The sequence below is a fragment of the Klebsiella sp. M041 genome (assembly GCF_059759695.1).
Window position 1 is genome coordinate 291,022 of record NZ_JCAXWU010000002.1, and the last position, 13,340, is coordinate 304,361.

The window sequence follows — 13,340 nt, forward strand, 5'->3', positions numbered from 1 at the left end:
AGGCTTACTCGCTATCGGTCACTTTATGCCAGCGGGCGATATCCGCCGAGAGAGAAAGCGCAACGTCGTCCCAGTTGGGTTCCCAGCGCTTCACGCCGTCGAGCGCCGCCTGCGCCGCCTTAAAGTTAGCGTCATCCGGCGCCACGTCGTTGCGTACCGGTAAGCCCCAGGAGCGCGCGCTGACGCTGGATTGCGCCGGTTTATCCAGCAGGAAATTAATCAGCTTTTTGCCGTTTTCGCTGTTCGGCCCGTTCTGCACCAGCCCGATGGTGTAGGGCAGCGCCAGCGCGCTGCGCTCGCCGTTATCATCCGCCGGCCAGAAAATTTTCACGTTCGGGTTACGCGCCATCTGCGACAGGTTCATCTGCAGATCGCCGTTGGCGACGTACAGCTCGCCTTTGTTGACCAGCGCCGTCAGCTTGCCGGTGGAGGCCGATGGGCCGACGTTATTGGCCTGGAGCTTGCCAAGATAGGCAAAGCCAGCGTCTTTACCGCCAAGGCTGTGGAAGGCCTGCAGCATCACCGCGGTGCCGTCCCCCGCCTGGCCCGGCGTGGAATACTGGAGCTTATTCTTAAAGCGGCTATCCAGCAGATCCTGCCAGCTGGCCGGCGCGGTTTTCAGCAACTGACCGTTATAGATGAAGGTCAGATAGTTGTTCACCAGCGGCGAATAGCGGTCGTTGGCGCCAGGGATCTGCGCGCTGCCCTGTGGAGTAAATGTGGCCAGCAGCTGCTCTTTCGCGGCGCGCTGGATAAACGGCGGCACCGTGACCAGTACGTCGGCCTGCGGATTGGTGCGCTCCTTCGCCAGACGCTCGACAATCGCGCCGGAGCCGCCTTCCACATACTGCACTTTGATGCCCGTCGCTTTGGTGAAGGCGTCGAACTGGCTCTGATACCAGCTGTTATCGCCGTCATGCAGGCCGTCGGCGGAGTAAACCGTGACGACGCCGTCCGCCCAAACCGGGGAGCTGGTCAGCGCGAACAGGGACAGCAGGGCAAGTCGGGAGAGTTTCATCGTGTTAGCCTCATCGCAGTTGGTTATTCTGGTGTAGACCAGATTTGCCTTCACGCTACCGAGGGTTTATGACAAAACGATGAAAGAAGTGTGTCGAAAGAGTTAAAACGAGGGGAGGCATAGCCCCGGTTAACGCTGACGCCACCGGGGACACGGGAAGGATTAATGCAATAAAATCAATGGGTATCGACTTCGATCCGCAGGCTGTCATGCCGCCAGTATTCGATATCGTAATCAAGAATACGCCCGTGCTGATCGTAATTCAGCCTGCGCAGCAGCAGCGCCGGGCGCCCCTCCATCACCCCCAACGCCGCTGCGGCCTGCGGCGGCATGGAGGTGGGATAAAACGACAAATGCATACTGGTATAGATCAGGTCGTACTGGCTCTGATAAATCTCGGTCAGACTGCCGTTGAGATCGTGGCGCAGCAGCTCCGGCACCCGGGCCGGCAGGCAGTGGTTTTCGCAATAGCACACCGGACGCCCGTCGGCATAGCGCAGGCGGGTCAGCAGGTAGACCTGATCGAAGGGCTGCAGCGCCAGCGGCGCCATCACATCCAGCGGCACGGCGGATAACCGGCCATCAAGCAGCACCGTTTTCGGCTCACGTCCCTGCTCGAGACACAGCTTGTGGAAGTTGGTGTTCTGCGTCGGATCCAGCCACAGCCGCTCCGGCGTCACAAACCAGCCGCGGCGGTCGGCGCGGTAGATCACGCCGCTGGCCTCCAGCTGCGCCAGGCTCTCGCGCACGGTGATACGGGTCGTGTTGAACAACGCGCACAGCTCGCGCTCGGAAGGCAATTTATCGCCGCTTTTGAGGGCGCCGTTTTGAATACGCGCCTGCAGCTGCGCCTTAATCATCAGGTATTGCGGCATCTCGCCAGAGGGTGATTTCATGTTTACTCGCTGCCACTTTTGGTGCGCTCATTATACATAGCCAGATGAATTTTTTGTTGCAGCGCCACATTTCCTTTGACCCTGCCCCGGCTTTGTCTCCATGATAAATACCAATCTGGTATAGACCAAATGGTGAGACAAATGACTTCTCGGAACTACCTGCTGCTGACCCCCGGCCCGCTAACCACCTCCCGCACGGTGAAAGAGGCGATGTTATTCGATAGCTGCACCTGGGATGATGATTACAATCTCGGCGTGGTACAGACCATTCGTCAGCAGCTGGTGCAGCTGGCCACCCCGGCCGCCGGGTATACGGCGGTGCTGCTGCAGGGCAGCGGCAGCTACGCGGTCGAAGCGGTGCTCGGCAGCGTCATCGGCGAACAGGGCAAAGTGCTGATCGTCAGCAATGGCGCCTATGGCGCGCGCATGATTGAGATGGCGCAGCGGATGGGTATCGCCTTCCACCCTTACGACTGCGGCGAAGTCGTCCGCCCGGACGCCGCGGCGATCGCGCGGATCCTGCGGGATGACCCGGCGATCACCCATATCGCGATGGTGCATAGCGAAACCACCACCGGCATGCTCAACCCGATTGAAGAGGTGGCCGCGCTGGCGAAAGAGTATGGCAAACGCTATATCGTCGATGCGATGAGCAGCTTCGGCGGCATTCCGCTGGATATCGCCGCGCTGAATATTGACTACCTGATAAGCTCTGCCAACAAGTGCATTCAGGGCGTGCCGGGCTTCGCCTTCGTCATCGCCCGCGAATCGGAGCTGGCCGCCTGCAAAGGCCGCTCGCGCTCGCTGTCGCTGGATCTTTACGCCCAGTGGCGCTGTATGGAGGATAACCACGGCAAGTGGCGCTTCACCTCGCCGACCCATACCGTGCTGGCCTTCGCCCAGGCGCTGAAAGAGCTGGCCCAGGAGGGCGGCGTCAGCGCCCGCCATCAGCGCTATACCCGCAATCAGCGCCGACTGGTAGCCGGAATGCGCGCGCTCGGCTTCCGGCCGCTGCTCGACGACAGCCTGCACTCGCCGATCATTACCGCCTTTTATTCACCGGATGCGCCGCAGTATCGCTTTCACACCTTCTACCAGAAGCTGAAAGATCAGGGCTTCGTGATCTATCCCGGCAAAGTGTCGCAAAGCGATTGCTTCCGCATCGGCAACATCGGCGAAGTCTACGACGCCGACATCACCGCCCTGCTGGCGGCCATCGACAACGCCATGTACTGGAAACAATAAGGAACCGCCATGAACCGTATCACCGCACTCATTCTCGACTGGGCCGGCACCACCGTGGACTTCGGCTCCTTCGCGCCGACGCAAATTTTCGTCGAGGCCTTCCGCCAGGCCTTCGATATTGAGATCACCCTTGAAGAGGCCCGCGTGCCAATGGGGCTTGGCAAATGGCAGCACATTGAGGCGCTGGGCAAACTGCCGTCGGTCGACAGCCGCTGGCAGGCGAAATTTGGCCGGGCGATGACGGCCGCTGATATCGATGCGATCTACGCCGCGTTTATGCCGCTGCAAATCGCTAAGGTTGTCGATTTTTCCGCTCCGATCGCCGGCGTGGTCGACACCCTCGCCGCGCTGCGCGCCGACGGACTGAAGATCGGCTCCTGCTCGGGCTATCCGCGCCCGGTGATGGAAAAACTGGTTCCAGCCGCCGCCGCCCAGGGCTATGCCCCGGACCACTGGGTCGCCACCGATGACCTTGCCGCCGGCGGGCGTCCCGGGCCGTGGATGGCGCTGCAGAACGTGATTGCCCTGGGCATAGACGATGTGGCCCACTGCGTGAAGGTCGACGACGCCGCGCCGGGCATCAGCGAAGGGTTACATGCCGGGATGTGGAGCGTCGGCCTGGCGGTGTCGGGAAATGAATTTGGCGCCACCTGGGAGGCGTATCAGGCGATGTCGAAAGAGGAAATCGCCACCCGTCGCGAGCGGGCGGCAGGCAAGCTGTATGCCGCCGGGGCGCATTATGTGGTTGATACCCTGGCGGACCTGCCGGGGGTGATTGCGGATATCAACGCCCGGCTGGCAAAAGGCGAGCGGCCTTAAGCGGGTGAATTCACCTTCACTTTGGTCGCCACCAGCAGGCCGGTAAACAGCATCAATACCCCGGACAACACCAGCGGCGACAGCAGGCCTAAATGGTCAAGCGCAATGCCGCCGACCGCGGCCCCGCAGGTGTTGGCCAGCTGGATCACCGCCACCTGAATCGACCCGGCTTTTTCCGCCTGATCGGAGAGGGAACGGGTGATCCACGTTGACCATCCCACCGGGATGAGCGCGAACGCGAAGCCCCAGATGATCGCCACCGTCGAGGCGACGATTTTGCTTTCCCCCCACAGCACCAGCGCCGCCGCGCAGGCGGTCAGCACCAGCGGCGCAATCGCCAGCGCCGCTTTCACCGAGCGCTTGAGCAGCACCGAGGAGAGCGACGTGCCGATGAAGCTGGCGATACCAAAGCTCAGCAGCACCAGCGTCAGGCCATCGACATCAAACCCGGCGAGGGTCATGTACACCGGGCGAATATAGGTAAAGAAGGCGAACTGTCCGGCAAAAGCCATGAAAATGGCGCACATGCCGGCCATCACCCCCGGCCGCTTCAGCAGGCCAAACATTTTTTGCTGCTGAGCTGCCGATTCACCCGGCAGCGACGGCAGCGCTTTCAGCACCCAGAACGTACACAGCACGCCCATCACCGCCGCGCCGTTAAACACGTTGCGCCAGCCGATAAGCCCGCCAAGAAAACTGCCCAACGGGGCGGCGATCACCAGCGCGATGGATACCGCGCCGAAGATAATCGACAGCGCTTTCGGCACCACGCGCATCGGCACCAGACGCATGGTCAGCGAGGCTGACATCGCCCAGAAACCGCCGAGCGCCAGCCCCAGACAGGCGCGTCCCAGCAGCAGCAGGGTGAAGCTATCGGCAAAGGACACCAACAGGCAGGAAAGGGTCAGCAGCAGCGAAAAGAGGATCACCACGTAGCGGCGATCGGTTTTGCCAATGACGGAAGTGATAAACAGGCTGGAAAACATCGCGACGAATGCCGTCGTCGTCACCGACTGCCCGGCCATCCCTTCGGAGATGCCTAAATCCAGCGCCATCGGCGTCAGCAGACTGACCGGTAGAAATTCGACGGTAATCAGGCAGGCGACGCAGAAAGCAACCGCGAAAACTGCCGACCAGTTTGGTCGCGCGAGCTCGCGTGCGTGGGTTTTGGCTTCATTTGAATGACTCATGAGTGACCTGCGAAGAAAGTGGCGGAAAGCTGCGCAGTGTAACATTTTGTTTGTGACGCATTTAACGTTTTCGCAACTCTTCTCGCTTTTCATAACGTAATACAAAAGCGTAGCCTGAGAATACAGGCCTCGTCATTCTGCCGGATGGCGCTTACGCTTATCCGGCCTACAAGTGACGAGTGCGTAAACCGTAGGCCGGATAAGGCGCAGCCGCCATCCGGCACACAAAAGCGATTAACCACAGGCCGGATAACAATGATATCAGTGCAACCAGTGCACGCCGTCTTCCGGGAGAAACAGGTCGTTATAGCGCTGCTGAAGGTTATGCAAATCGCTCACATCCGGATCCAGCTCGCGCAGAAACCCTTGCGCCAGACGGATTTGCGCCTCGGTGATCGGCGCCGCTAAACGCGCTTTTTGCATCAGGCGATACCAGTAATGCAGGTTTTTTTCGCTGGCGTCGACAATCGCGACCTGCCAGATCAGCAGCACCTGCGCGGCGTTCTGCAGATGCGCTTCATTCGGCCGTTCCAGGTAACGCAAATACTCATTGCCGGCGGTTTTACCCAGCTGATCGATCATCGATTCCAGCGGGACGGGCGTAATGCCAAGGCGTTCGCTCAGGCGGCGGATCGCGCGGCGTGAATCAGAGGTAAGCACCCGAAATCCCACAACAAACACCACTACCAGGGTGGCCAGTCCTATCCAGATCATGCATCCTCTCATCCAATCGCGGCCTGACTATCATAATGGGAATTTGCCTGCTGTCGACTGCCGGACCTGGCATAATGCGCAAGAAATAAAAAAGCCCGGCGCGAAGGCCGGGCAAGGTTACCCAATACCTGGTGAATCAGGCGGTCTGCAAAATACGGTTCTTTTTCTCGCGGCGAATTTTACGCTCTTCGAAGATAGCCACGATGGTCATCAGGCAGATACAGCCGATGGCGGCGGCGTCCAGCGCCGCAAAGGTGCCGGCCCAGCCGGTGAGACCGAAGACCGGCGTGCCGTCGGCGATCATCCCGAGGCCAAGCTTGGCGAAGCTATCGCCGATCAGATAGGCGAAAGTACCCTTGATCCCATCGGCGGCGCCGATCGCTTTTTTCGGTACGAAACCGACGGCGGCGACGCCGATCAGCAGCTGCGGACCAAACACCAGGAAGCCCAGCGCAAACAGCGAGGCCAGATAGACGTACTGGTTGCTGGCATGTTGATAAACGCCGAGGGTGGCGATAATCAGCGCCAGCGCGATGCAGGCCACCAGCGCGCGGCGGCCGTTGGCCAGGTCCGACAGCCAGCCCCACAGCAGCGTGCCAACCAGGGCGCCGACTTCAAACAGGGTAAAGCCCTGAATCGCCACCTCTTTAGACAGCTTCAGCTCCTGGAAGGCATACACGGTGGACCACTGATCGATACCAATACGCACCACGTAGAGGAAGATGTTGGAGAAGCACAGCAGCCAGATCACTTTGTTTTTCAGCACGTACTCAACAAAGATCTGCCACTTGGTCATCGCGTTTTCTTCGGTCTCTTTATCCTCTTCGCTGATCGCTTCGCCAAACAGCTCTTCCGCCGTGCCGAGGCCATAGGATTCCGGGGAGTCGCTACCATAGCGCAGGCCAATAAAGCCGACGATTAACGCAATAATCGACGGGAAGATAAACATGCCGATCACGTGGCCGTCGAACAGATAGTTGGCGCCAAACAGCGCCACGCCCGCCGCGCCGGCGCCGCCGAGGTTGTGAGAGATATTCCAGAAGCCGAGGAAGGTGCCGCGCTTACGGCGAGGCGTCCACTTGGTGATGGTGGAATAACTGCACGAGCCGCCGGTGCTCTGGAAAAAACCGCTCAGCGCATAGAAGGCGATCATCAGGAACAGGCTGGTGGAACCCGCGCCCATGCTGGCGCTAAAGCCCAGCATGCAGATGGCGGAGAGGATCAGCATAAACGGCAGGAACTGCTTGGTGTTTTTGCCATCGGCATAGTAGGAAACCAGGGTTTTCCCTACGCCGTAGGTAATGGAGAAGCCCAGGCCAATCATCCCCAGCTGCGTCATGCTCAACCCGTAGGTGGAGATCATGTCGTTCTGCGCAATATTAAAGTTCTTGCGGATCAGGTACATGGTCAGGTAGCCGATGAAGACCACCAGATAGGACTGCATGAAAGGTTTGAACCACATTTTGCGCCGCACGTCGAGCGGCAGATCCAGGGTCGGCTTACGAACCTGATTCAGAAAGGCCAGCATGGGTATCTCCTGAGCTGATTTTTTATGCCTGCGTCATAGCCAGGCATTGTAAAAATCAGCGCGCCGTCTGGCCTGAGACGGCGTCCAGGTGAAACCGGGAATATTTCCTAGTTTTGCCCCATTCTCGGCGAAAGAGTGAGATGCATCACGCTTCACTGGCCGCGCGCGGCGCCTGGGCGTTTAAGAAAGGCAGCAGCAGCAGCGCGGAAATGCCGGCGGCAATCGCGATCGCCACGAAGAATCCGGTCCAGTGCCAGATATCCATTACCTGCGCCAGCGGCCAGCCGGAAAGCGACGCGCCAAGATACGCGAACAAGCCGACAAACCCGGTGGCCGCCCCGGCGGCCTCTTTATGCGAACACTCCGCCGCCGCCATGCCGATCAGCATCTGCGGGCCGAAGACGAAGAAACCGGTGGTGAAGAAGCAGGCCGCCTGCATCACGTAGCTGGCGAACGGCATCAGCCACAGGCCGCCAACCGACAGCAAAATTCCGGCGGCGAAGATCAGGTTCATCGGCCCGCGATTGCCGTTAAACAGCTTATCCGAGCCCCACCCCGCCACCAGCGCGCCGATAAATCCGCCCAGCTCGAACATGGTCACCGCCGAGTTAGCGGTCACCAGATCGACGCCAAGCGTCTCCGACATATACAGATTGCCCCAGTCGTTAATCGCCGCCCGCACCACGTACACCAGCACATAGCACAGCGACAGCAGCCAGATATAGGGGTTGGCCAGCACGTAGCGGGTGAGGATCTCTTTGCGCGTCAGCCCGGCGCCCTCCTGCTGCTGGGCAATCTCCAGCGCATCGTGACGCCAGTCGCCTACGGCGGGTAGCCCCACCGCCTGCGGACGATCCCGCAGCCGCCAGCACAGATATAATCCGGCGAGGATCGCCAGGCCGCCGGCGATGGTCATCCCCGCGCGCCAGCCGTAATGTAGCGCCGCCGCTCCCACCACCATCGGGATCAGCGCGCCGCCCACGTTATGCGCCGTATTCCACAGCGCCCACCAGCCGCCGCGTTCGGTGCGTGAATACCAGGCCGTCAGCAGCCGGGCGCAGACCGGCGAGCCCCACCCCTGGAAGAAGGCGTTCAGCGCCCACAGCAGGGCGAAGGCCCACAGTGAGGAAGAAAAACCGAACAGAATATTCACCACCCCGGTGGCGATAAGCCCCAGCCCCATAAAATAGCGGGCGTCGGAGCGGTCGCTGACGATACCGGAGAAAAATTTCGACAGTCCGTAGGTGATGTAGAACAGCGTGGCCAGCAGACCGATATCGCTGCGGGTCAGCACGTTGCTGGCGAGAATATCAGGAACCGCGGCGTTAAAGCTTTTGCGGGTGAAATAGAACAGCGCGTAGCCCAGCCAGATGGTCAACAGGATATGGCGACGCCAGTAGCGATAACGCGCATCAAGCTCGCGTTTATCGCTAATCGGCGCGGCGTCCGGCGGGGCTTTTAAAAAGGCGAACATCGGCGATCCTCTCAGGCGTAACGCAGCGGTAGATTGACGCACACCCGTGTACCGTGGGTGCAGGAGATCGTCAGCGTGCCCCCCAGGGCGGTCACGCGCTCGCGCATGCCGGTCAGACCGAACCCCTGCGCGCTGGAGCCCGGCGGCAGGCCGCAGCCGTCATCCTCCAGCACCAGCATCAGTCGCTCCTCCTGCTGCCAGCCCTGCAGGGTCACGGCGCTGGCGCTGGCATGCTTGACGATATTGTTCAGTCCCTCCTGGCAGACGCGGAACAGGGTCACGCGCTGGTTTTCGCTCAGCCCCGCCTCGTTAATCCGCCAGTCGAGATGGCTGACGATGCCGCGGTCCTCCAGCTCCATTTCGCGCATCAGAGAACGTACCGCCTGCTCCAGCGGCAGGTCGTCAAGCTGGCGCGGACGAAGACGGCCCAGCAGGCGACGCACCGAGTCATACACCCCCAGCGACAGGTGTTCAATCAGTTGGCCGCTCTGGCGAACGCTGGCGTTGTCCGGCGCCAGCCGCTGGACGATCCCCGCCTGGGTGCGTATTGCCGTGATGGTCTGCCCGATATCATCGTGGAGCTCGCGGGCAACGTCGCGGCGCACGCTCTCTTCAGTCTCCAGCAGACGATCCGCCAGCCGCCGATTGCGCGCCAGCTCGCTCTGTAGCGACTGGTTCAGCTCGCGCAATCGCTGGATCCCCGCCCCCAGCAGCAGCCCGGTGAGGCTCTGCGCCAGCAGCGAAAGCAGGAGATCGACGGGGTGATCGTGCCAGGTCTGGCTGGCAATCAGGGCGATCGCGTTCATCAGCGTAGCGATCAGCGCTCCCTGCCAGCCGTAGTGCCAGGCCAGAGCGATAATCGGCAGCGCGAGGCAAAACGGGGTAAAGCGGGAGAGCTCGGCGGGCAGCCCAAGCTGCAGCCACAGGCTTATGGTGAATAACAGCAGATACCAGATCAGATGCCGCCCGCGCCAGTTTACCGGCTGCGCCACCAGCGACGGCCCCAGCGGCCGCCAGACGGTGCTGGTGAGGTAGTGCCAGAACACCAGACAGGTCGGCGCCAGGGTCAGGCCGCCGGTGAGCGTCAACAGCAGGGCGTTAAGCCCCTCGTCCCCCTCCGCCAGCCAGGGCAGCGATTGCAGCAGCGCGGCGGCCATTAACGCCCCGCCCTGACGCAGAAGCGTCAGCCAGTCGCGCTGCTGGCGATATCGCGAGATCAGCGCCACCGGCAGGAGGGTCAGCAGACTTCCGGTCATCAATATTATCGGATGCGCCAGCGCCACTTCCTGCGTCAGCCAGAAGATCAGCAGCCACTCGCTTCCCAGCAGCACCGGCCAGTAGCCGCGCGGGCACTGGAGCATCAGCCCCAGCCGCAGGCCGAAGGGGAACAGCAGCACCGCCAGATCGGCGCGCTCCACCAGATGCAGGCTGATGCTCCACAGACAAAACCAGGCGGCGGCGAAGATAAAGGCGCAGCCGATCACCGACAGCAGGCGCGGGAGTAAGTTCTTCATTGCCAGCTGTCAAACATGCGGCGCGCCAGCTCGACGTCATTGCTGACGCCCAGCTTTTCCAGCAGGTTGGCGCGGTGAACGTGGACGGTTTTCGGCGACAGCCCGAGCTCAGCGGCGATCTCTTTTACCGCCATGCCCTGCGCCAGCTTTTCCGCCACCTGACGTTCGCGTTTGGTGAGCGGATCCTGACGCCCGGCGGCCAGCTTCATGGCGATATCCGGCGTGAGATAGCAGCCGCCCGCCGCCACCGTGCGCACCGCGGCGATAAGTTCGTCCGGGCTGCAGCGTTTCGACAGAAAGCCACGCGCGCCGGCGTTGAGCGCCTGCTCGACCAGCGCCGGGCTGTCGTGCACCGACAGCATGATGGTCGCCATCCCCTTCGGCAGCTGGCTGAGCAGCTCCAGCCCGGAAATATCCGGCATCGAGATATCGCAGATACAGACCTGAACGCCGCGCCCCGGCAACCCCGCCAGCGCCTCGCGGCCGCTGCCAAATTCGGCGACAACCTGAAAATCAGTTTCCAGCCCCAGCAGCTGAGCAAAGCCGGAGCGGACAATCAAATGATCGTCAATAAGGGCGATGGTGGTCATGGTGTTTCCTGGTGCCTGAAAGCGCCGGATGGCGGCGTAAACGCCTTATCCGGCCTACGGATTCACTCCCTGTAGGCCGGATTAGCGCAGCGCCATCCGGCAAAGGCGCTTACCTTAGCGGTAAGCGCCTAGCTGTTCAAGCCTTGAGCGTTACTCGAAGAACACCGCAATTTTGTTAAACATGGTGGGATCGGACTGGTTACGCGCCACTTTGGTGACATCTTCCAGCTTTTCAATCTGGCTAATCATCTGCCCGAGACGCTGATCGTCGTTCACCAGCAGCCAGATGCGGCTGTGTTCGCTGCCCTGAATCGGTAGACAGAGAATACCTTCGACGTTAAACGCGCGGCGGGCAAAAAGCCCGCAGACGTGGGTCATGACGCCGGGGTGGTTGCGGACGGTGAGCTCCAGGATGACGTTATCACAGTGTTTTTGCATGGCTTATTCCCCCACCATTTCAGTATTAGCCGCACCCGGCGGTACCATCGGATACACTTTCTGCTGCGCGTCGATGCGCACGTGGATCAGCGCCGGCCCCGGACGGTCGATGATCGCCTGCAGCGCTGCCTGCGGATCGGCTTCGTTATTTAAATCACAGGTTTGCAGGCCAAAACCGGCGGCAATCTGCATAAAGTTAATCATCCCCGGATAGGTGGCGGCAAAAACCCCCTGCTGATAGAACAGGCTCTGCTGCTGATGCACCAGCCCCAGCGCTTCGTTGTTCAGCAGGATAATTTTTACATCCAGCTGATTTTCAGCGGCGGTGGCCATCTCCTGAATATTCATCATCAGGCTGCCGTCGCCGGAGAAGCAGATAACCTTGCGCTGCGGATTCGCCAGCGCCGCGCCGATCGCCGCCGGCAGGCCGAAGCCCATGGTGCCAAGACCGCCGGAGGTCAGCCACTGCCGCGGACGGTTGAGCGGGTAGGCCTGCGCCGTCCACATCTGGTGCTGGCCTACGTCGGTGGTGATGATCGCTTCATCATCCACGCAGGCGGCCACGGCGTTAATCAGGCCATAATGGGAGAGCGGGTCGCTTTCCTGCGGGATGGCGCAGGGGAATTCGCGCTGCAAGTCGGCCACCAGCTGGCGCCACTCCTCGCGCGGCTGTGCCTCAACCTGCGGGTTCAGCTGGGCTAAGACTTCCGCCACATCGCCCTGAATCGCCACGTGCGGTTGCTTAATTTTGCCCAGCTCGGCGCGGTCGATATCGACGTGGATAATCTTCGCGTTCGGGCAGAACTGCTCGGTCTTGCCAATCGCCCGGTCATCAAAACGCGCGCCTAAAACAATCAGTAAATCCGCCTCCTGCAGAATGAAGTTGGTGCTGCGCGCGCCATGCATGCCCAGCATCCCCAGCGACAGCGGGTGCGCCTTCGGCAGCATGCCCAGCGCCATCAGGGTCATGGTGGTCGGCAGGTTGGCTTTTTCCGCCAGCTCACGGATCTCCTGCGGCGCGTTAATCACCCCGCCGCCCAGATAGAGCACCGGACGCTTCGCCGCGTTGATCATCGCCGCCGCTTCGCGCACGCTTTCGGGGGCGAATGCCGGCGCTGCGGCGCGCTCGCCCGGCTCCGGCAGCGTTTCCAGCTCAATGGTCGCCGACTGTACGTCCTTAGGAATGTCTATCCACACCGGTCCGGGACGCCCGGACTGAGCAATACGGAAGGCGTCGCTGATCACCTGCGGCAGCTCGGCGATGTCGCGCACCAGATAGTTATGTTTGGTGATGGGGATAGAGATGCCGTAGGTGTCCACTTCCTGGAAGGCGTCGGTGCCGATCATCGATGCCGGCACCTGGCCGGTGATGCAGACCAGCGGAATCGAATCCAGGCGGGCATCGGCGATCGCCGTCACCAGGTTCGTCGCCCCCGGGCCGCTGCAGGCCATACAGACCGCCGGTTTGCCTTCGGTACGCGCCATCCCCTGGGCGATAAAGCCCGCGCCCTGCTCGTGGCGCGCCAGGATGTGGCGGATCTTCGTGCTCTGGCTTAAGGCATCGTAGATAGGCAGGATGGAGCCGCCCGGAATGCCGCTAACCATAGTGATACCCTGGCGTTCCAGTAAATGAACAACCAGCTGCGCGCCGGTAAAGCGCATTGTGTTTGATGTGGTGCCCGAACTTGCCATGCTCCAGTCCTTTTCTTCTGGGCCGACTTTACCGGGGGGCTCGCCAACAAAAAACCCCGCTCGGTTTGCGCCGGCGGGGTTTGGAATTCGTGTTGTTCCGGACCCTACGGCGCATTGCCGACGACGACCACCACAGACACGACGACCACCGCGGCAGGCGCGGTTTTTAGTAGGGTCGAAGCGATCAGGGTTGCGTTCATTAGGGACCTGTTGTGTCGAAAA

13 protein-coding genes are annotated in these 13,340 nt (G+C 61.1%); 2 read left to right on the forward strand and 11 right to left on the reverse strand.

Annotation, left to right across the window (positions count from 1 at the left end; genetic code table 11):
• Positions 1 to 4: 4 nt before the first annotated feature.
• Both phnS and phnR read right to left on the reverse strand, forming a co-directional pair.
• The gene (gene phnS, locus AC6CWS_RS03420; RefSeq protein ID WP_023291429.1) at positions 5 to 1,018 is read right to left on the reverse strand and encodes a 2-aminoethylphosphonate ABC transporter substrate-binding protein; all 1,014 of its coding nucleotides are present in this window, start codon (positions 1,016 to 1,018) and stop codon (positions 5 to 7) included.
• 176 nt (positions 1,019 to 1,194) lie between these two features.
• Positions 1,195 to 1,914: a phosphonate utilization transcriptional regulator PhnR gene (phnR, locus tag AC6CWS_RS03425; protein ID WP_023291430.1), complete on the reverse strand. Its 720-nt coding sequence runs from the start codon at positions 1,912 to 1,914 to the stop codon at positions 1,195 to 1,197.
• 141 nt (positions 1,915 to 2,055) lie between these two features.
• Between phnR and phnW the strand changes: the two genes are divergently transcribed.
• The gene (gene phnW / locus AC6CWS_RS03430) at positions 2,056 to 3,159 is read left to right on the forward strand and encodes a 2-aminoethylphosphonate--pyruvate transaminase (RefSeq protein WP_048298587.1); all 1,104 of its coding nucleotides are present in this window, start codon (positions 2,056 to 2,058) and stop codon (positions 3,157 to 3,159) included.
• Positions 3,160 to 3,168: 9 nt separating this feature from the next.
• Complete coding sequence (phnX, locus tag AC6CWS_RS03435; RefSeq protein ID WP_044525083.1) at positions 3,169 to 3,978, forward strand: phosphonoacetaldehyde hydrolase; 810 nt, start codon at positions 3,169 to 3,171, stop codon at positions 3,976 to 3,978.
• Here phnX and nepI read toward each other — a convergent pair.
• The 9 genes from nepI to ivbL all read right to left on the reverse strand — a co-directional run bounded on the left by nepI (position 3,975) and on the right by ivbL (position 13,318).
• The gene (gene nepI, locus AC6CWS_RS03440; protein WP_065883499.1) at positions 3,975 to 5,168 is read right to left on the reverse strand and encodes a purine ribonucleoside efflux pump NepI; all 1,194 of its coding nucleotides are present in this window, start codon (positions 5,166 to 5,168) and stop codon (positions 3,975 to 3,977) included. The genes phnX and nepI overlap by 4 nt on opposite strands.
• Positions 5,169 to 5,429: 261 nt before the next feature.
• Positions 5,430 to 5,882 (reverse strand): DUF1198 family protein, encoded by a 453-nt coding sequence (locus AC6CWS_RS03445; RefSeq protein ID WP_002923278.1) that lies wholly within the window; start codon positions 5,880 to 5,882, stop codon positions 5,430 to 5,432.
• A gap of 136 nt (positions 5,883 to 6,018) precedes the next feature.
• Positions 6,019 to 7,410, reverse strand: a complete 1,392-nt coding sequence (gene uhpT, locus AC6CWS_RS03450; protein ID WP_065883505.1) for a hexose-6-phosphate:phosphate antiporter UhpT — start codon at positions 7,408 to 7,410, stop codon at positions 6,019 to 6,021.
• A gap of 145 nt (positions 7,411 to 7,555) precedes the next feature.
• Positions 7,556 to 8,884, reverse strand: coding sequence for an MFS transporter (locus AC6CWS_RS03455; RefSeq protein WP_017899678.1), 1,329 nt, complete (start codon positions 8,882 to 8,884; stop codon positions 7,556 to 7,558).
• 11 nt (positions 8,885 to 8,895) lie between these two features.
• Entirely contained in the window at positions 8,896 to 10,377 is a 1,482-nt protein-coding gene (gene uhpB, locus AC6CWS_RS03460; protein ID WP_072199062.1) for a signal transduction histidine-protein kinase/phosphatase UhpB, read from the reverse strand.
• A gap of 17 nt (positions 10,378 to 10,394) precedes the next feature.
• Positions 10,395 to 10,988, reverse strand: a complete 594-nt coding sequence (gene uhpA, locus AC6CWS_RS03465; protein WP_023291438.1) for a response regulator transcription factor UhpA — start codon at positions 10,986 to 10,988, stop codon at positions 10,395 to 10,397.
• A gap of 150 nt (positions 10,989 to 11,138) precedes the next feature.
• A complete protein-coding gene (ilvN, locus tag AC6CWS_RS03470; protein WP_017899675.1) occupies positions 11,139 to 11,426 on the reverse strand; it encodes an acetolactate synthase small subunit in 288 nt (95 codons plus the stop codon).
• 3 nt (positions 11,427 to 11,429) lie between these two features.
• Positions 11,430 to 13,118 carry an acetolactate synthase large subunit gene (gene ilvB, locus AC6CWS_RS03475; protein WP_065883511.1) on the reverse strand — a complete coding sequence of 563 codons (1,689 nt, stop codon included), beginning with the start codon at positions 13,116 to 13,118 and terminating at the stop codon, positions 11,430 to 11,432.
• Positions 13,119 to 13,222: 104 nt separating this feature from the next.
• On the reverse strand, positions 13,223 to 13,318 hold the full coding sequence (gene ivbL, locus AC6CWS_RS03480) for an ilvB operon leader peptide IvbL (protein ID WP_002923286.1): 96 nt from the start codon (positions 13,316 to 13,318) through the stop codon (positions 13,223 to 13,225).
• Positions 13,319 to 13,340: the final 22 nt, after the last annotated feature.